The 17458-nt window shown below is 62.8% G+C and carries 17 protein-coding genes and 1 tRNA gene; 7 read left to right on the forward strand and 11 right to left on the reverse strand.

The genetic code is table 11. The features are described 5' to 3' along the window. Positions 1-250: 250 nt before the first annotated feature. A complete protein-coding gene (locus tag QMX91_RS14440) occupies positions 251-502 on the forward strand; it encodes a DUF2790 domain-containing protein (RefSeq protein ID WP_098968370.1) in 252 nt (83 codons plus the stop codon). A gap of 45 nt (positions 503-547) precedes the next feature. Here QMX91_RS14440 and QMX91_RS14445 read toward each other — a convergent pair whose 3' ends face one another. Beyond that, entirely contained in the window at positions 548-1492 is a 945-nt protein-coding gene (locus QMX91_RS14445) for a LysR family transcriptional regulator (protein ID WP_210559175.1), read from the reverse strand. Between the two features lie 86 nt (positions 1493-1578). On the opposite strand from QMX91_RS14445, the gene mug reads away from it, so the two are divergent. The 5 genes from mug (at position 1579) to QMX91_RS14470 (ending at position 5524) form a co-directional block, all read left to right on the forward strand. Further along, a complete protein-coding gene (gene mug / locus QMX91_RS14450; protein ID WP_282412953.1) occupies positions 1579-2097 on the forward strand; it encodes a G/U mismatch-specific DNA glycosylase in 519 nt (172 codons plus the stop codon). Between the two features lie 72 nt (positions 2098-2169). Next, a complete protein-coding gene (locus QMX91_RS14455) occupies positions 2170-2553 on the forward strand; it encodes a DUF1801 domain-containing protein (protein WP_139054467.1) in 384 nt (127 codons plus the stop codon). A gap of 137 nt (positions 2554-2690) precedes the next feature. Next, positions 2691-2765: transfer RNA gene (locus QMX91_RS14460), tRNA-Gln, on the forward strand. 172 nt (positions 2766-2937) lie between these two features. Beyond that, positions 2938-3318 carry a RidA family protein gene (locus QMX91_RS14465; protein WP_007969250.1) on the forward strand — a complete coding sequence of 127 codons (381 nt, stop codon included), beginning with the start codon at positions 2938-2940 and terminating at the stop codon, positions 3316-3318. A 217-nt stretch (positions 3319-3535) separates the two neighbouring features. Beyond that, positions 3536-5524 carry a U32 family peptidase gene (locus QMX91_RS14470; RefSeq protein ID WP_098968376.1) on the forward strand — a complete coding sequence of 663 codons (1989 nt, stop codon included), beginning with the start codon at positions 3536-3538 and terminating at the stop codon, positions 5522-5524. Positions 5525-5551: 27 nt separating this feature from the next. On the opposite strand, the gene QMX91_RS14475 is transcribed toward QMX91_RS14470, so the two are convergent. From QMX91_RS14475 to QMX91_RS14500, 6 genes are all read right to left on the reverse strand, one after another. Further along, positions 5552-6514 (reverse strand): Dyp-type peroxidase, encoded by a 963-nt coding sequence (locus QMX91_RS14475; protein ID WP_282412943.1) that lies wholly within the window; start codon positions 6512-6514, stop codon positions 5552-5554. 68 nt (positions 6515-6582) lie between these two features. Then, positions 6583-7848, reverse strand: a complete 1266-nt coding sequence (locus tag QMX91_RS14480) for an FAD-dependent oxidoreductase (RefSeq protein ID WP_210559178.1) — start codon at positions 7846-7848, stop codon at positions 6583-6585. 2 nt (positions 7849-7850) lie between these two features. Continuing rightward, positions 7851-9428, reverse strand: coding sequence for an aldehyde dehydrogenase (NADP(+)) (locus tag QMX91_RS14485; protein WP_282412944.1), 1578 nt, complete (start codon positions 9426-9428; stop codon positions 7851-7853). A gap of 58 nt (positions 9429-9486) precedes the next feature. Continuing rightward, positions 9487-10434 (reverse strand): dihydrodipicolinate synthase family protein, encoded by a 948-nt coding sequence (locus QMX91_RS14490; protein WP_095135350.1) that lies wholly within the window; start codon positions 10432-10434, stop codon positions 9487-9489. A gap of 50 nt (positions 10435-10484) precedes the next feature. Continuing rightward, positions 10485-11411: a 4-hydroxyproline epimerase gene (locus QMX91_RS14495; RefSeq protein ID WP_098968380.1), complete on the reverse strand. Its 927-nt coding sequence runs from the start codon at positions 11409-11411 to the stop codon at positions 10485-10487. A gap of 21 nt (positions 11412-11432) precedes the next feature. Further along, complete coding sequence (locus QMX91_RS14500) at positions 11433-13061, reverse strand: APC family permease (protein WP_139054472.1); 1629 nt, start codon at positions 13059-13061, stop codon at positions 11433-11435. A gap of 200 nt (positions 13062-13261) precedes the next feature. Here QMX91_RS14500 and QMX91_RS14505 point away from each other — a divergent pair, with 200 nt between their 5' ends. Continuing rightward, complete coding sequence (locus QMX91_RS14505) at positions 13262-14035, forward strand: AraC family transcriptional regulator (RefSeq protein WP_282412945.1); 774 nt, start codon at positions 13262-13264, stop codon at positions 14033-14035. A gap of 10 nt (positions 14036-14045) precedes the next feature. On the opposite strand, the gene phnE is transcribed toward QMX91_RS14505, so the two are convergent. The 4 genes from phnE to QMX91_RS14525 are packed head-to-tail and all read right to left on the reverse strand — an operon-like array spanning position 14046 to position 17288. Next, the gene (gene phnE, locus QMX91_RS14510; RefSeq protein ID WP_282412946.1) at positions 14046-14813 is read right to left on the reverse strand and encodes a phosphonate ABC transporter, permease protein PhnE; all 768 of its coding nucleotides are present in this window, start codon (positions 14811-14813) and stop codon (positions 14046-14048) included. Continuing rightward, the gene (locus QMX91_RS14515) at positions 14810-15637 is read right to left on the reverse strand and encodes an ABC transporter permease subunit (RefSeq protein ID WP_103485021.1); all 828 of its coding nucleotides are present in this window, start codon (positions 15635-15637) and stop codon (positions 14810-14812) included. The genes phnE and QMX91_RS14515 overlap by 4 nt, the downstream gene beginning before the upstream one ends. Next, positions 15631-16428, reverse strand: a complete 798-nt coding sequence (locus tag QMX91_RS14520) for an ATP-binding cassette domain-containing protein (RefSeq protein WP_282412947.1) — start codon at positions 16426-16428, stop codon at positions 15631-15633. The genes QMX91_RS14515 and QMX91_RS14520 overlap by 7 nt, the downstream gene beginning before the upstream one ends. Then, on the reverse strand, positions 16425-17288 hold the full coding sequence (locus QMX91_RS14525) for a putative selenate ABC transporter substrate-binding protein (protein ID WP_223008582.1): 864 nt from the start codon (positions 17286-17288) through the stop codon (positions 16425-16427). Before QMX91_RS14525 ends, QMX91_RS14520 begins: the two co-directional genes overlap by 4 nt. Positions 17289-17458 lie beyond the last annotated feature (170 nt).

Below are 17458 nucleotides of genomic sequence, written 5' to 3' on the forward strand. Positions count from 1 at the left end.
CTGGGCTGGCGCCATCGCGAGCAGGCTCACTCCTACAGGTTTTGCGCCCGCCACAACATTCGTGAGCACTGCAAAATCCACTGTAGGAGTGAGCCTGCTCGCGAAAAGGGCACCCACGGTGTCTGGACTTATTCATCACCATTCTGGACACAGTGTTTGTCCAGCCGACCGATTTTTGCCGTGCGCTTGAACCCCTAACATCGTCTCCACTCCGTGAACAAACACGGTTCCCCACGAGACGGTGAACATCATGAAACTTGCAAAAATCGCTCTTCTTCTGGCCCTAGGCGGTATCGGCGCGCAAGCCTTTGCGGCGGATGAAACCGCACAAGTCGAGGCGTACAACTCCGCCAGCCAACTCGACATCGCTCACGTGGTGTCGATCTCCGACACTGCCAATCAGTGCGGCGCGGTGCCGGTGCAGATGACTTATGACGACTCAACCGGCGCGCAACACGTCGTGCAATACCAAGTGATGGGCAGCGGTTGCTCTAACGGTTAATGGTCGATGCCGGTGCTGGAGGGTCGACACTCCAGGTCTGCGGCACTAAGCATCAGCGAGTTGCTTGGCCCCAGCCATGTCTTCATCCGATGCCAACAGTTGCGGGATGGCGGTTTTCAGGAACTCCACCCAGGTCTTGATTTTGGCGTCGACGAATTTGCGCGACGGGTAGATCGCGAACAGGTTGTATTCCTCCAGGCGGTACTGCGGCAGTACCCGCACCAGTGTGCCTCCGACCAATCCTTCGACGGCTGATGCCAGCGGCTGAATGCCGATGCCCATGCCATTTCTGATCGCCGTGGCCATGCCGTCGGCGGTGTTGATGTGGAAAGGGGAGTCGGGGATATTCTGGGTTTCCATGCCTTGAGGCCCTTCGAACACCCAGTTGTCTGCGGGCATCACCGTGTTGACGATGCGCAGGCAGTCGTGCGCGGCGAGGTCGGCGGGTGTGGCGGGGTGGCCGTGTTTGGCCAGGTACGCCGGTGAGGCGCAGAGGATGCTGTAAGTAGTGCCCAGGCGTTGCGCGACGAAGCCGGAATCCGGCAGGTCGCGGGCGAGGACGATCGACATGTCGTAGCTTTCTTCGAGCAGGTCGGGCAGGCGATTGCTCAGGGTCAGGTCGAACATCACCGTGGGGTGAATTTCGCGGTAGCGGGCGATCGCATTGATCACATAGTGGTTGCCGATGGCGGCCATGGCGTGGATCTTCAGACGCCCGACCGGCAAGGTCTGCGCGGTGCCGGCTTCGTCATCGGCCTCGCGCAGGTCATCGAGAATTTTCTCGGCGCGCTGCAAATAACGCACGCCGGCTTCGGTCAGGGCGAGGCGGCGAGTGGTGCGGTTGATCAGGCGCGTGTGCAGCCGGGCTTCGAGGCTGGAGACGGCTTTGGAGACGTTGGTCGTGGTGGTGTCGAGCACGTCGGCCGCAGCGGTGAAGCTGCCGCTCTGGGCCACGGCGACGAAGCAGCGCAGGGTCTGAATAACGTCCATCGTTGTGCTTGGCTCTGTGGCTGGGATGGCCATTCTAGGGTTTGCCGTGGGTGGTGGTGCAAATGTTTGCGAATGAGGGCGGGCGCATGGCGGGTGAAGGGCTTGAAGACATTCTGGCGCCGGGGCTTTCGGTGGTGTTCTGCGGGATCAATCCGGGATTGCTCGCGGCGGCGCAGGGGCATCATTTTGCCGGGCGCAGTAATCGCTTCTGGCGCACCTTGCACTTGGCCGGGTTCACCCCGCATGAGGTGCCGGCGGAGGAGGATCGAAGCATCCTGCAATTTGGCTGCGGCTTGACGGCGGTGGTCGAGCGGCCGACGGCGCGGGCGGATCAATTGGCGGCGCAAGAGTTCGCCGCTGCCGCCCTGAGCTTTGAGCAGAAGATCACCCGCCATGCGCCGCGCTTTGTGGCGTTTCTCGGCAAGGCTGCATATGCGGCGTTGACGGGGCAGAAGGTGGTGGCGTGGGGGTCGCAGGCGAAGACCTTCGGCGGCGCGCACGTGTGGGTGTTGCCCAATCCCAGTGGGCGCAATCGGGCGTTCTCCCTTAAGCAACTGGTAGCGGCATATCGGGAATTGCATGAGGCATTGATCGCGAGCGGGTAAATCATGCGTCCAGCGTTTCTCGGTTGGCCAGCTACGATTGATGCAGTCAAATCGCCGAGGAGGACGCTCGCCATGAAACCCGAAAAAACCGACACCGACGCCTCGGCACTCATCGACGCTCGAATCGCTGAACTGGACGATTGGCGCGGAGCGATCCTCGGCGAGATTCGCAAGGTCATGCACCAGGCCGATCCCGAGGTGGTGGAGGAGTGGAAGTGGCGCGGTGTTCCGGTGTGGTCACGGGGCGGGATCATTTGCACCGGGGAGACTTACAAGGCGGCGGTGAAGATGACCTTCGCCAAGGGCGCGGCGCTGGCTGATCCTGCGGGGTTGTTCAACGCCAGCCTGGAGGGCAACACCCGCCGGGCGATTGATTTTCACGAGGGCGACCCGGTCGATGAGCGGGCCTTGCAAGCGCTGATTCGCGAGGCGATTGCGCTGAATTTGTCGAAGTGAATCGTTGCGCTTGCCTTGGGTCAGAAATAACTGGCTGTTTTAAAACAAATTTTTTTGCACTCAGGGCTTCCCAGATCAAAAAAAGGTTGGTAAATTGCGGCCCATTCTCGAAGAGCTTGTTACAGAGCTTGAGATACAGGGGCGTCGCCAAGCGGTAAGGCAGCAGGTTTTGATCCTGCCATGCGTTGGTTCGAATCCAGCCGCCCCTGCCATATTCAGAAAAAACGCCAGTCCGAAAGGGCTGGCGTTTTTTTATGCGCGCGATTTGTGGCTGGGGCTGACAGTTGCCTGAGCCGGAGCGGGGGACTGATGTAAACTGCCCGCGCGAAAGTCCCGGCGCGTTGTTGGCCGGCGACCCTCAATCTCTCCAGACAAGAGACTTTCATGGCTAATCAAGACCTCAGCTTCACCCCTGATCCGGATGCAGATTCGATTTCCTCCGACGTCGTCGGTTTCAACGGCATTCTGGTTTCGACCCAGATCCCGACCCGCGCCGACGGCAGTCTGGAGCTGGGCGACATCACCCAGCAAAGCGAATGCACCCTGCAGGCGCTGAAAGTGGCGCTGGAGCGGGCCGGCAGTTCGATGGATCGCGTCATGCACTTGACCATCTACCTCACCGATATGGCCGACCGTGCGGCGTTCAACGAAGTCTACAAGCGCTTCTTCGCCAAGCCATGGCCGGTGCGCGCCGCGGTGGGCGTGGCGTCGCTGGCGGTGGAAGGCATGCGCGTGGAAGTCACCGCAATGGCCGCCAAGGCCTGACCGCCCCCTGTAGGAGTGAGCCTGCTCGCGATAGCGGTAAATCAGCCACCATCAACGTTGACTGTGCCACCATCATCGCGAGCAGGCTCACTCCTACAGGAGACTCTCGTGTCGGATTGGAGCGAGGTCATCTGCCACTTGGCAGCACAGGCGTGCCGCTCGGGCGTTTCGCGGCTACAATGCGCGCCTTAACCGTGACAGCCTGACTAAAAAAACTATGTCCTTGCCCAAGCATCATCTGGAATTGCTCAGCCCCGCCCGTGACGTGGCGATTGCCCGCGAGGCGATCCTGCACGGCGCCGATGCCGTGTACATCGGTGGCCCGAGCTTCGGCGCGCGCCACAACGCCTGCAACGAGGTGAGCGAAATCGCCGAGCTGGTGGAGTTTGCCCGCCGTTATCACGCGCGCATTTTCACCACCATCAACACCATCCTGCACGACAACGAACTGGAGCCGGCGCGCAAGCTGATCCACCAGTTGTACGACGCCGGTGTCGACGCGCTGATCGTCCAGGATCTGGGCGTGATGGAACTGGACATTCCGCCGATCGAGCTGCATGCCAGTACCCAGACTGACATCCGCACGCTGGAGCGGGCGAAATTCCTCGATCAGGCCGGTTTCTCGCAACTGGTACTGGCCCGTGAGCTGAACCTGAAAGAAATTCGTGCCATCGCCGACGAAACCGATGCCGCCATCGAGTTCTTCATTCACGGCGCACTGTGCGTGGCGTTCTCCGGGCAGTGCAACATCTCCCACGCGCAGACCGGGCGCAGCGCCAACCGTGGCGACTGCTCGCAGGCCTGCCGTTTGCCGTACACCCTGAAAGACGAAAAGGGTGGGGTGATCGCCTACGAAAAACACCTGCTGTCGATGAAGGACAACAACCAGAGCGCCAACATTCGCGCGCTGGTCGAAGCCGGTGTGCGCTCGTTCAAGATCGAAGGTCGCTACAAGGACATGGGCTATGTGAAGAACATCACCGCCTATTACCGCCAGCGCCTTGACGACGTGCTCGAAGACCGCCCGGACCTGGCTCGCGCCTCCAGCGGCCGTACCGCGCACTTCTTCCTGCCGGACCCGGAAAAGACTTTCCACCGTGGCAGCACCGACTACTTCGTCACCGATCGCAAGATCGACATCGGCGCGTTCGATTCGCCGACCTTCACCGGTCTGCCAGTGGGCACCGTCGAGAAAGTCGGCAAGCGTGACATCCAGGTGGTGACGCAGGAACCGCTGTCCAACGGCGATGGCCTCAACGTGCTGGTCAAGCGTGAAGTCGTGGGTTTCCGCGCCAACATCGCCGAGCCAAAGGGCGAGTTCGAAGAAGACGGCGAGAAGCGCTATCGCTACCGCGTCGAGCCGAACGAAATGCCCGAAGGCCTGTACAAGCTGCGGCCGAATCATCCGCTGAACCGCAATCTCGACCACAACTGGCAACAGGCGCTGCAGAAGACCTCTGCCGAGCGTCGTATCGCATTGAGCTGGGTCGCGCGTCTGCGTGAAGAACAGCTGGAAGTGACCGCGACCAGTGAAGAGGGGATCAGTGCCAGCGTGACCCTCAACGGTCCGTTCGGTGTGGCCAACAAGCCGGAACAGGCGCTGGAGCAATTGCAGGATCTGCTCGGTCAGCTCGGTACCACCCAGTACCACGCCACCGACATCAAGCTCGATGCACCGCAGGCGTTCTTCATTCCGAACTCGCAGCTCAAGGCCTTGCGCCGTGAAGTCATCGAAGCCCTGACGGCCGCCCGTGTCGCGGCGCATCCGCGTGGCAGCCGCAAGGCTGAAACCACGCCACCGCCGGTGTACCCGGAGTCGCACCTGTCGTTCCTGGCCAACGTCTACAACCAGAAGGCGCGCGACTTCTATCACCGTCATGGCGTGAAGCTGATCGATGCGGCCTACGAGGCGCACGAAGAGGCCGGTGAAGTGCCGGTGATGATCACCAAGCACTGCCTGCGTTTCTCGTTCAACCTGTGCCCGAAACAGGCCAAGGGCGTGACCGGTGTGCGCACCAAGGTCGCACCGATGCAGCTGATTCACGGCGACGAAGTGCTGACCCTGAAGTTCGACTGCAAGCCGTGCGAGATGCACATCATCGGCAAGATGAAAGGCCACATCCTCAACATGCCGCAACCGGGCAGTGTGGTCGGCCACATCAGCCCGGAAGACCTGCTGAAAACCATCCCGCGCGCGCCACACTGAGTGACGGGCGGGCGTGGCGCTACGGTGTCACGCCTGCTCGGGCTCTCGCTCCGCCAGCTCTTCGAGCAGGTCGGCTGACGGCACAAAGAACAGCCCCCCGGTGACTGCCGTGCTGAAGTCCAGCAAACGGTCGTAGTTGCCGACGGGTTTGCCGACAAACATGTTCTCCAGCATCTGCTCGATCGGTTCCGGCGAGCGCGCGTAACCGATGAAATAGGTGCCGAACTCGCCAACCCCCGGACGACCGAACGGCATGTTGTCGCGCAGGATCTTCTGCTCCTGACCGTCCTTGGTGATGGTGGTCAGGGCGCTGTGGGAGTTGCTCGGCTTGACCTCCTCACCGAGTTCGATGTCGGCCAGTTTGGTGCGGCCGATCACCTTCTCCTGAGCCTCCACGCTCAACGCATTCCAAGCGTCCATCTTGTGCAGGTACTTCTGCACCAGCACATAACTGCCGGATTCGAACGCCGGGTCTTCGTTGCCGATCAGGGTGAAATGGTTTGCCTTGCGGCCCACCGGGTTCTCGGTTCCATCGACAAAACCGATGATGCTGCGCATGTCGAAGTAGCGGAAACCCTGCACCTCATCCACCACCGTGATCGCGCCATTGAGTGCGCTGCACAGCTGCGTTGCCAGTTCGAAACACAGGTCCATCTGATCGGCACGGATGTGCAGCAGGATGTCGCCCGGGGTCGCCACGGCACGGCGGCCCTCGACGCCGAATTCGCGGAATGGATGCAGTGAGGCCGGGCGCGGACTACCGAACAGGGCGTCCCAGGCGCTGGCGCTGAACCCGCAGACACACGACAGGTTGCCGCTGGGCACGCGTTTGCCAACCGAACGGGTGAGGGCGGCGATGTCGCCGCACCAGCCGCGCACCTGACTGGCGGCGTCGCTGCCGGGCAGCAGCGTGGCGACGATGAAGATCGCGCTGCTGGTGATCGGGTTGCAGATTGCTTGCGGCTCGGGGGTATCCATTGATGAAGTCATAGTCGGTTCCATATGCGCGGGGCCAAGGTCGGCGCTCAGTATGAAACCAAAAACGTTTCATCGATATCTCAGAAGCGACCGAGTCGATAGGCATCCAGTGCCGGCAAGCCGGAGTTCGCTGAGGGTGACACCAGATGCGCGACCATCTCTGCGGTAATCGCAGCTTGAGTCAGCCCCAGATGCTGATGACCGAACGCGAGCAGTACCTTGCCGTCGCAGACCTTGTCGATGATCGGCAGCGAGTCCGGCAGCGACGGACGAAAGCCCATCCACGGCGTCGCGTCTTCAGCGTTCAAATCACGGCGGAATAAGCCCTTGCTCAAACGGTGTAACTGCCAGGCGCGTTCCATAAACGGCGGGCGCTCCAGACCGGCGAACTCAACGGTGCCGGCCAGGCGCAAGCCGCCGGCCATCGGCGTCATGATGAACTTGCGCTCCAGCGACGTGACGGCGAACGGCAGGCGTCCTTGCTCATGCGGCAACATCAGGTGATAGCCGCGTTCGGTGTCCAGCGGCACGCGTTTACCGGTCAGTGCAGTGGTGAGCTTCGCCGAATGCGCGCCACAGGCGATCAGCACCTGCCGCGCGGTGAAACGTCCCTGATCGGTGATCAGCGACATGCCATGCGCCTGCAACTGGCCGCCCTGAACCTCCTGCTGGAAGAACTGCACGCCGGCCGTTTTGGCCGCGCTCACCAGTTCACATACCACCTGATACGGGTCGAGAAAATGCCCGGTGCGCGGGTAGAACAATCCGCCCTGAATCTGTTCGCTGAGCTGCGGCGCGCTTTCTCGCACGGCGCTGGCCGACCAGAAATCCACCGGCACCTGTTGCTGACGCATGCGCGCCTGCAAGGCTTCGACGGCGGGTCGCGATTCGGCGCGCTCGAACACTAACAGCGAGCCGTCCTCCTTGAGCAGGTCGGGGTGGGCGATGCTGTGCAGCAGGCGCTTCCAGGCGTCGAGGCTGCTTTCGTTGAGCGCGCGCAAACCGGCCACGGTGCGCTGAAACGGCGCCGGGCGCAGGTTCAGCAGTAATCGGCTGAACCACGGCAAAGCGCGCGGCAGGTACTTCCAGTCCAGGCGCAGCGGTCCCATCGGGTCCATCAGCATTGCCGGCAGGCGCTTGAGGATCGACGCATCGGCAATCGGAAACACCTGCTCGGTGGCCAGATGCCCGGCGTTGCCGAACGAGGCGCCATGACCGGGCGGCTGCTTGTCGATGACCACCACCCGTTTACCCTGACGCGCCAGTTGCAGAGCGCAGGCGACGCCGATGATGCCGGCGCCGATCACCGCGATGTCGGCGTTGTCCGTTGTGAGGTTGTCGGGCATGTTCAGGCTTCCCTCTGGCCGTCGAGCAAGCGTCGTAACTGCAGCGGATTCGCCTGTTTCAGCGGCGGCGGCAGCAGGCTGTCGGGAAAATCCTGATAACACACCGGACGCAGGAAACGCAGGATCGCCGCCGTACCGACCGAGGTGCTGCGCGAATCCGAGGTGGCCGGGAACGGCCCGCCATGCACCATCGCGTCACACACCTCGACCCCCGTCGGCCAGCCGTTGACCAGCAGACGTCCGGCCTTGCGTTCCAGTGTCGGCAACAAGGCCCGGGCTTGATCCAGATCGGCGTCATCCAGGTGCAGGGTGGCGGTCAACTGGCCTTCGAGGTGTTCGCAGACCTGACGGATTTCATCGTCGTTGGCGCACTGTACGAACAGTGATGCGGCACCAAAGATTTCACCTTGCAGGCGTGCGTCGGCGAGGAAGTCCTGCGCCTGAGTCATGAACAATTGCGTCTGGCACTGGTTCGGGCCTTCAGCCGCTAGACCGCTCGCCACGTGTTGCGCCTGCGGATGTTCGGCCAACGCGGCGACGGCGCTTGCATAGGCGCGGAAAATCCCCGGCGTGAGCATGGTCTGCGCCGGGCTGCTCTGGACCCCTTCGGCGGCGGTGGCGATGAAACTGTCCAGCGCCGGCCCTTGGTGAGCGATGACCAGCCCGGGATTGGTACAGAACTGCCCGGCACCCTGAGTCAGCGAGGCGACAAAACCCTGCGCCAACGCCTCACCGCGAGCGGCAAGCGCTGCGGGAAACAGCAGCACCGGATTGATCGAGCTCATTTCCGCGTACACCGGAATCGGCTCCGGCCGTGCCTGCGCCGCTTGGCTCAGGGCGAGGCCGCCACTGCGCGAGCCGGTGAAGCCCGCAGCCTTGATGCGCCAATCGCTGACCAACGCAATGCCCACTTCATTGCCCGAACCGAACAGCAGCGAAAACACGCCTTCAGGCAAACCGCATTTTTTCACCGCGCGAGCCAGCGCCTGGCCGACCAGTTCACTGGTGCCGGGATGTGCGCTATGCGCCTTGACGATCACCGGGCAACCGGCGGCCAATGCCGAAGCGGTGTCGCCGCCGGCCACCGAGAACGCCAGCGGAAAGTTGCTGGCGCCGAACACCGCCACTGGCCCCAGCGCAATCTGCCGCTGGCGCAAATCAGAACGTGGCAGCGGCTGGCGCTGTGGTTGTGATTGATCGACGCGAACGTCCAGCCACTCGCCAGCACGCACGGTGCGGGCAAAGGTGCGCAATTGCCCGCAAGTGCGTCCGCGTTCGCCCTGGATACGGGCGCGTGGCAGGCCGGTTTCGGCCACGGCACGGTCGATCAGCGCATCGCCAAGGGCTTCGATCTCATTGGCGATGGTTTCGAGAAATTTGGCGCGCGCCTCCAAGGAGGTCTCGCGATAACGATCAAACGCTTGCCACGCCAGTGCGCAGGCCTGTTCGACATGTTCTGCAGTGCCACCGGCATAGGCCGGTTCCAGCACTGCGTCGGTGGCGGGGTTGATCGCATGGATCGCTTCACGGCTGCCGGCAATGGCTTGGCCGCCGATCAGCATGTGGCCTGTCAGAGTCATGACGCTTCCTTGATAAAAGAGGTGAAGCCCCGGCATCACACCGGGGCAGGGACTGCGATCAGGCGAGGTTCTGTTCGGCGGACCAGTTTTTGTACCACTGGCGGAACAGCGCGTACTGGGTCTCGGCGTAACGGCGCTGGGCATCGCTCAAGGCGTCGGTTTCGTTGAAGTGCAGGGCGTACTCATGGTCGCCGTTGAGCACCATCAGGTGCTTGTAATAGAGCACCAGGTCGCAGCCTTCGTCGAACGACGACAGCACTGCCAGCGCCGCTTCCAGTTCGCGCGCCAGACGTCGGGCCTTGGCATCGCCCTTGGCCGCTTGCTTGCTCAGCGCCACCAGTTGCAGCACTTCGCGGGGCAGGGCGTTGCCGATACCGGTGATCGCGCCGGTGGCGTTGCAGTTGACGAAACCGTGCACCACTTGGGTATCGACACCGACCATCAGGGTCACGGCATCGTCCTGCGAGGTGATGTTTTCGGCGGCGTAGCGCAAGTCGGCGCCACCGCCGAACTCCTTGAAGCCGATCAGGTTCGGGTGTTCACGGCGCAGTTCGAAGAACAGGTCGGCGCGGGTGGCGAAGCCGTAGTAGGGACTGTTGTAGATCACCGCCGGCAGGTTCGGCGCGGCGTTGAGGATCGCGGCGAAGTGGGCTTTTTGCGCGGTGGCCGAAGCACCACGGGACAAGACGCGCGGAATCACCATCAGGCCATGGGCACCGACTTTCGCCGCATGTGCAGCGTGGGACACCGCTTCACGGCTGTTGACCGCGCCAGTGCCGACGATGGTCGGAACCCCGGCGGCCACCAGACGCGCTACGCCTTCCTGACGCTCAGCCTCGGTCAGCAGCGGCCAGTCGCCCATCGAGCCGCAGTAAACCACCGCGCTCATGCCGATATCGATCAGCTCGCGACCCTTGGCCACCAGGGCGTCGAAGTCGGGTTTACGCGCGGCGGTGCACGGAGTCATCAGCGCGGGAATGCAGCCAGTGAAGATGTTATCGCTCATTGTTGTAGCTCCTCGGGACATTCATTCGGATCGTTAGAAAAGCGGGGCACTCAGATGCCCCAGGCGAAAGGATCCTGCTCGTCGATCAGCAGGGTGGCGTCGGCGGTCATGTAGGCGCGGCCGGTAATGAATGGGCGTACGCGTTCGCCTTGCCATTCGAAGCGCCCTTCGAACTGGCTGCCGGTGATGCTCGCTTGCGTCCAGACCTGGCCTTCGGCGAGTTTGCCGTCGGCGGCCAGGCAGGCCAGTTTGGCGCTGGTGCCGGTGCCGCAGGGCGAGCGGTCGTAGGCCTTCCCCGGGCACATGACGAAGTTGCGGCTGTCGGCGTGGGCGTCGTCGGCAAACAGTTCGACGTGGTCGATCAGCGCGCCGTCCTCACCGTGGATGCCTTGGGCCTCCAGGGCCTTGAGCATCGCCCAGGTGTACTCGGTGAGGGCTTCGACGTTGCTCATCTGCAGGTCCTGGCCGTGTTCGGAAACCAGGAAAAACCAGTTGCCGCCCCAAGCGATATCGCCGGACACGCGACCGTAACCGGGCACATCGACCGGCACCTGTTTGCGGTAGCGCCAGGCGGGGACGTTGCCAAGGGTCACCGCGCCGTCCTCGTGCAGGGTGGCGCTGACCGGGCCGACCGGGGTGTCGATCTTGTGCACGCCCGGTTCGATCTGCCCCAGGTAATGCAGCGAGTTGACCAGGCCGATGGTGCCGTGGCCGCACATGCCGAGGTATCCGGCGTTGTTGAAGAAAATCACCCCGCAAGTGGCGTCCGGCGACACCGGCGCGCAATACAGCGCGCCGACCAGTACGTCGTTGCCACGCGGTTCCAGCAGGCAGGCGCGGCGCCATTGATCGTGGCCTTCGCGCAAGGCATCGCGCTTCTCGGCCATGCTGTTGCCGGGCAGCTCGGGGAAGCCCTTCATCACCAGACGCGTGGGTTCGCCGCCGGTATGGGAATCGATGATGTGCAGTCGTTTCATGGTTCGTCCCTTGAGTGAAGGTCAGGCGTGAGCAGGGCGCTGGCCCGTTGCCGAATGGGTGGAGGATTCAGCGGCTTCGCTTTCGTCGTCCTCGGTTTCCAGACGAATCAGGTGTGCCGGTACGCCGGTGGCCGCGCCCCAGTAGTAGATGGCCAGCGCGCAGACCGCGACGATCACGGTGTCGAACGGATGACTGAGCACGCCGATACCACCGAAACTGCCGAGCTTGGAGAGGACGATGGTCACGGCGTAGAAGCCGATCAGCCACGCCGACGAGCGCACTTGCTGGCCGAGGTTGAGGTGCGCGGTCGGCACCATACGCCCGCACAACAGGTAGATGACAAACATCAGGATTTGCAGGCCGAGCAACCACGACACGGTGCCCCAGCCCGACCAGTAGACAATCAGCGCGGCGATGATGAACGACAGCGGCCCAAGCACGCTCATGCCCTTGACCCGGAACGGACGCGGCATGTCCGGCGCGTTACGGCGCAGTGCGGCCACCGTCACCGGAGCCACCGCATAGCTCAATACCAGCGCGGCGGAGACCACGTTGATCAGCGCTTCCCACGACGGGAACGGCAGGGTCCAGAACACCGACAGGCCAAAGGTCAGCCACAGCGCCGGGCGCGGGATGCCGGATTTTTCGTCGATGCGGGTGAAAATCTTGAAGAAGGTCCCGGTCTGCGCCCAGCCGTAGATCACCCGTGGCGTGGCGTTCATGTAGATATTGCCGCAGCCGCTGGGCGAGATCACCGCATCGGCCACCACCAGATACGCCAGCCAGCCGACACCCAGTGCCAGAGCGATGTCGCGGTACGGCAGGGCCAGTTCCTTGGCGACGCCGGCCCAGCCATTGGCGAGCATTTCGGTCGGGATGCCGCCGAGGAAAGCGGTTTGCAGCAACACGTAAATCGCGGTGGACAGCAGCACCGACAGGATCAGCGCAATCGGGATCGTGCGTTGCGGATTCTTCACTTCACTGGCCACGGAGATGATCGGCGTCAGGCCCAGATAAGCGAAGATCACCCCGCCGGCCGACACGGCCATTTCGATGCCGGACAGACCGAACGGCGCAAAGCCATGCACTTCGAAATTCGCTGGTTTGAAGAAGGTGAACAGCACGCCGATCACCAGCAGCGGCACGATGAACTTGAACACGCTGACCAGATTGTTGGCCATGGCGAACGTCTTCACGCTGCGGTAATTGAGCAGGAAAAACAGGCACAACAGACCGAATTGTACGAACCAGCCGAGCGCAGTCGGGTCGCTGGAACCGGCCTTGGTCAATTCGGGAAACCACGCTGCCGCATATTGCCGCGAGGCAACCACTTCGATCGCCACCAGACTGGAAAACGCGATCAGCGTGATGAAGCCCATCAGGTAGCCAAGCAGCGGGCCGTGGGAGTAAACCGGATAACGCACCACACCGCCGGCACGGGGCAGTGCGGCGCCCAGTTCGCAGTAGACGATGCCCAGCAGCAACACGGCGAAACCACCGAGCAGCCAGGAAAAAATCCCTGCCGGGCCGGCGATGGCCGACACGTGACTGGCCGCGAACAACCAGCCCGAACCGAAGATCGCCCCCAGTCCGATGAACGTGAGGTCTATCAGTGAAAGTTGTTTCTTGAACTTGCCTTGGCCTGTCATAGCGTCGCCTTCTTGTTGGTTGTTGGAGGGGCGTGCAGTGGCGCTACAGTGAACTCATCAGGCGTTGCGCGATTGATGTTTTTTGCCGGTGACGATGACGAAATCAGCACAATGGCCAACGGCAAAGGCCCGGCTCGACAGGCTGTCGGCCATGGGGCAATCTGCGTGCAAGTGATAAAACCGAGTGGGGAGTGAGAGGTATGCCGCAGAACGCGTTTGCGATCCTGAGCCAGCAGAACGAGGCGAGTCGACCGCAGAGCCTCGACGATCTGCTCGCCAGCATGGCGCTGCTGTTGCCCATGCTCGACGTGATTCCCAACGCGGCGATCTTCATCAAGGATCTGCAGGCGCGCTATGTCATGGCCAACCAGACGCTGGTGCAGCGCTGCGGTTTGAAAGACCTGCGACCGTTACTGGGCAAGACCAGCGCCGAAGTGTTTCCGGCGCAATTGGGGCCGGGCTATACCGAGCAGGATCGGCGGGTGCTGGAAGAGGGATTTGTGCTGGAAGATCAGCTGGAGCTGCATCTGTACGGCAGCCGTGAACCGGGCTGGTGCCTGACCCACAAGCGTCCGCTGTACGACCGCAACAATCGGATCATTGGCCTGGCGGGAATTTCCGTCGACCTGCAAACCGCCAGCGAAACCCATCCGGCGTATCAGCGGCTGGCGGCGGTGGACGAGTACATCCGGGCAAACTTCAATCAGCGCGTCAGCCTGAGCGAACTGACGCGCATCGCCGGGATTTCCGTGGCGCAACTGGAGCGTTACTGCAAGCGCGTGTTCCACCTGACGCCGCGGCAGATGATCCAGAAGGTGCGTCTTGAGCATGCGCATCGGCTGTTGCACGGCGACTTGCCGATCACCGAAGTGGCGCTGCAGTGCGGTTATACCGACCACAGCGCGTTCACTCGGCAGTTCAAGGCTTCGACCGGATTCACCCCGCGCCAGTATCGCTTGGCGACAGCGCCCTGAGGCTTGCCCGTCAGGCCTTGACCCAACGCTGCCGGCTCCAGGCACTCAGCGAATCCACGCCCAGCACCAGAATCAGCATCGCCAGAATCACCGTACTCGCCTGCGCTTCCTGAAACAGGCTGAGGCTGACATACAACATCTGCCCCAAACCGCCGGCACCGACAAAGCCCAGCACGCTGGCCATGCGAATGTTGTTTTCCCAGCGATACAGGCAATACGCGAGCAATTGCGGGGCGAGGTTGGGCAGGGTGCCGTAGCAGAAGGCGAGCACCGGATTGCCGCCCTGCAAACGGATCGCTTCGGCAGGCTCTGGCGGGGTATTTTCCAGCGCTTCGGCGAACAACCGGCCAAGCACCCCGGTGGTGTGCAGGGCCAGCGCCAGGGTGCCGGCGTTCGGGCCGAGGCCGGCGGCGAGCACCATCAGTGCCGCCCACACCAGTTCCGGAATCGCCCGCAGACCGTTGAGCAGCAGGCGCGAAGCGCTTTGCAGCGGCCAGCCGAAACGTCCGGCGGCGGGCAGCGCGAGGAGGATGCCGAACACCGCCGCGAGCAGGGTGCCGAGGGCCGACATGGCCAGGGTTTCCAGCGAGCCCTTGAGGATCGCCTGCAAATGCGTGGCGCTCAGGTCCGGGCTGAGAAAGCGCTGCGCGTAGACACCCATCTGCTTGAGGCTGGTGGCGCTGCCGAGTTCACCGAGATCGAGTTCGAGGTAACCGAACGAGGCGATAACCGCGACGCCAATGCCGACGATCAGCAACAGATTGATCAGGCGATTCATGTCAGCCTCCAGCGCAGCAGGCGGCTGAGTTGGTCGGCACCGAGCACCAGAATCAGGAACGTCAGCAACATGCTCGCCACTTCACCGCTGGCGAACATGCGCAATGACAGGTCGATCTGTTGGCCGAGGCCTCCGGCGCCGACAAATCCCATCACCACCGACGCACGAATCGCGCACTCCCAGCGATACACCGTGTACGACAGCAGCTCGGCCGCGACATTCGGCAGAATCCCGTAGGCAAACGCCGCGAGTCGTCCGCTGCCGGCCTGCATCAAGGCGTGCGCCGGGCGTTGGTCGGTGGATTCGAAAATTTCCGCGTAGACCTTGCCGAGCATGCCGCTGTAGGTGATGGCGATCGCCAGCACACCGGCTGCCGGGCCTAGGCCCACGGCACGCACAAACAGCAGTGCCCAGACGATCTCCGGCACGCTGCGCAAGAAGATCAGCAGCCCGCGTACCGGCCAGCGCAGCAAGCGCCCGACCCGACTGGGAATGCCGCCGCGGGACGCGGCGGACAACGACAGCGCGCGGCTGGCAATCAGGCTCGCCGGTACCGCCAGCAGCAGCGCCAGGGCCATGCCGGCGGTGGCGATGGCCAGTGTTTGCAGGGTGGCTTTGAACAGTAACTGAAGAAAGTCGTGGTCATGCGCCGGTGGCCAGAACCCGGAGATGAAACGACCCATTTCGGTCTGGCTGTCGCTGTGCAGCAGCACGCCAAGGTCCAGTTCGCTGAGCTGGATGCCCGGCCACAGCAGGGCAAGTGCCAGCAGGGTCAGCAGTAATCGCGGCGCGGCGGCCGGGTCGCGTGAATCAGCCCTCAGCATCGCGGGATCTGCACAATCAGCGGCGCACTGGGCGTTGTCGGGCTTTGCAATTGCTCGTTGACGTACAGCGTGTCGAGCATCTCGCGGCTGACCTGTTCGGCCGGGCTGTCGAACAGGATCTGGCCATCGCGCAAACCGATGATGCGCGGAAAGTGTGCCAGCGCCAGTTCCACCGCGTGCAGGCTCGCCACCAGCGTGACGTTATGCGCCCGGGCATGCTGCGAGAGGATCGACAGGGTGTGCCCGGCCAGCACCGGGTCCATCGCCGACACCGGTTCGTCCGCCAGCAGAATCTCCGGCGCCTGATACAGCACCCGGGCAATGCCTACGCGCTGCAATTGGCCGCCGGACAATTGCTGGCAGTAAGCGAAGAGTTTGTCGCCCAGATCCAGGCGGGCGAGGGCCGCACGGGCGCCGGGAATATCCGTGGGATGCAGCAGATTCAGCAGGCTCTTGCCCAAACTCCATTGGCCGAGTTTACCGGCCAGCACCGCCGTCACCACGCGCTGGCGCGGCGGCAGCGGTGGGGCTTGATGCACCAGGCCGATGCGCGCACGCAGGCGTTGCCGTTGACGAGTGGAGAGGTGCCAGGGACGTTCGCCCAGCACCTCGATTTCGCCGCTGCTGGGGCGCAACGCGGTGGCCAGCAAGTTCAGCAGACTGGATTTTCCGGCGCCGGACGGGCCGATGATCGCCACCTGTTCGCCCGCGCCAATCTGCAGGTCGACGCCGCGTAGCGCATCGACCCCGTTGACGTGGTGCAGTTTGGCTTGTTTGAGGCTCAGGGTCATTTCAACAGATCGGCAGCGCGAGCAGCTTCCTCGATACCCTTGTAGTTTTCGGGCTTGGTGTCGATGAAGCGGCTGGCAGCCTGCAGATCAAGAATCTTCTTTTGCTCGGGGTTGGCCGGGTCGAGGTCAAGGAAAGCTTTCTTGATCTTCGCCGCCAGCGCCGGGTCGAGGGTGCCACGCACGGTCCAGTTGTAATCGAAGTAAGCGGGGGTGGTGGCGAACACATGCACCTTGCTGGTATCGACCTTGCCGGCGTCCACCAGTTTCTGCCAGACGCTGGCGTTCAAGACACCGGCATCGACCTTGCCGGCCTGAACCCAGGCGACGGTGGCATCGTGCGCGCCGGAGTAGGCGACGCGGCTGAAATAGGCTTCAGGCTTGATGTTGTCGTTCTTCAGCATGAAATAACGAGGCATCAGGCTGCCGGAGGTGGACGACACCGAGCCGAAGGCAAAGGTTTTGCCCTTGAGGTCGGCCAGGCTCTTGACGTTCGGGTCGGCGGTGATGAATTTGCTGGTGAACTGCGCATCCTGCTCGCGCTGCACCAGCGGGATCACCGGGGTGGTGGCGTCGGTCTTCAGGCGTGCCTGAACAAAGGTGAAACCGCCCAGCCAGGCCATGTCGAGGCGGTCGGTCGCCAGCGCTTCAACCACCGCCGGATAGTCGGCCACGGGAACGAACTGCACCTTCATGCCCAACTGCTGCTCCAGGTACGCACCGAGCGGCTCGAACTTGCGCAGCAATTCGGTCGGGGCTTCGTCGGGAATCGCGCTGACCCGCAACACATCGGCGGCATGCGCCACCAGAGCAGAAAAAGACAGGGCCAGAGCAGCAGTCAGTGCCAGGGTTCGTTTGAGCATGGAAATCTCCGTTTCATGAGCGTCGCATTCTAAGCGCCACCGGGCGCGGTGTCGCGCGCGGACGCTCAATCAGGTTAGACGAAACGGCGAGGTTATACGCAGCCGCGCTGTCAATGACCAGCGCGGGTGCTCGGTGATGTTTTGCTCCACGTTTCTTGCCAGTGGATTGA

The sequence above is a fragment of the Pseudomonas sp. PS01299 genome (assembly GCF_029960145.1).
Taxonomy (GTDB): Bacteria; Pseudomonadota; Gammaproteobacteria; order Pseudomonadales; family Pseudomonadaceae; genus Aquipseudomonas; species Aquipseudomonas putida_A.

What these genes read in the sequence shown, in the direction of transcription:
- QMX91_RS14520 (WP_282412947.1), bottom strand. Translation starts at nt 16,428, where the DNA reads ATGACCCTGAGCCTCAAACAAGCCAAACTGCACCACGTCAACGGGGTC.
- QMX91_RS14515 (WP_103485021.1), bottom strand. Translation starts at nt 15,637, where the DNA reads ATGCTGAGGGCTGATTCACGCGACCCGGCCGCCGCGCCGCGATTACTG.
- phnE (WP_282412946.1), bottom strand. Translation starts at nt 14,813, where the DNA reads ATGAATCGCCTGATCAATCTGTTGCTGATCGTCGGCATTGGCGTCGCG.
- QMX91_RS14465 (WP_007969250.1), top strand. Translation starts at nt 2,938, where the DNA reads ATGGCTAATCAAGACCTCAGCTTCACCCCTGATCCGGATGCAGATTCG.
- QMX91_RS14480 (WP_210559178.1), bottom strand. Translation starts at nt 7,848, where the DNA reads ATGCCCGACAACCTCACAACGGACAACGCCGACATCGCGGTGATCGGC.
- QMX91_RS14440 (WP_098968370.1), top strand. Translation starts at nt 251, where the DNA reads ATGAAACTTGCAAAAATCGCTCTTCTTCTGGCCCTAGGCGGTATCGGC.
- QMX91_RS14500 (WP_139054472.1), bottom strand. Translation starts at nt 13,061, where the DNA reads ATGACAGGCCAAGGCAAGTTCAAGAAACAACTTTCACTGATAGACCTC.
- QMX91_RS14475 (WP_282412943.1), bottom strand. Translation starts at nt 6,514, where the DNA reads ATGACTTCATCAATGGATACCCCCGAGCCGCAAGCAATCTGCAACCCG.
- QMX91_RS14445 (WP_210559175.1), bottom strand. Translation starts at nt 1,492, where the DNA reads ATGGACGTTATTCAGACCCTGCGCTGCTTCGTCGCCGTGGCCCAGAGC.
- QMX91_RS14525 (WP_223008582.1), bottom strand. Translation starts at nt 17,288, where the DNA reads ATGCTCAAACGAACCCTGGCACTGACTGCTGCTCTGGCCCTGTCTTTT.
- QMX91_RS14470 (WP_098968376.1), top strand. Translation starts at nt 3,536, where the DNA reads ATGTCCTTGCCCAAGCATCATCTGGAATTGCTCAGCCCCGCCCGTGAC.
- QMX91_RS14490 (WP_095135350.1), bottom strand. Translation starts at nt 10,434, where the DNA reads ATGAGCGATAACATCTTCACTGGCTGCATTCCCGCGCTGATGACTCCG.
- QMX91_RS14495 (WP_098968380.1), bottom strand. Translation starts at nt 11,411, where the DNA reads ATGAAACGACTGCACATCATCGATTCCCATACCGGCGGCGAACCCACG.
- mug (WP_282412953.1), top strand. Translation starts at nt 1,579, where the DNA reads ATGGCGGGTGAAGGGCTTGAAGACATTCTGGCGCCGGGGCTTTCGGTG.
- QMX91_RS14455 (WP_139054467.1), top strand. Translation starts at nt 2,170, where the DNA reads ATGAAACCCGAAAAAACCGACACCGACGCCTCGGCACTCATCGACGCT.
- QMX91_RS14485 (WP_282412944.1), bottom strand. Translation starts at nt 9,428, where the DNA reads ATGACTCTGACAGGCCACATGCTGATCGGCGGCCAAGCCATTGCCGGC.
- QMX91_RS14505 (WP_282412945.1), top strand. Translation starts at nt 13,262, where the DNA reads ATGCCGCAGAACGCGTTTGCGATCCTGAGCCAGCAGAACGAGGCGAGT.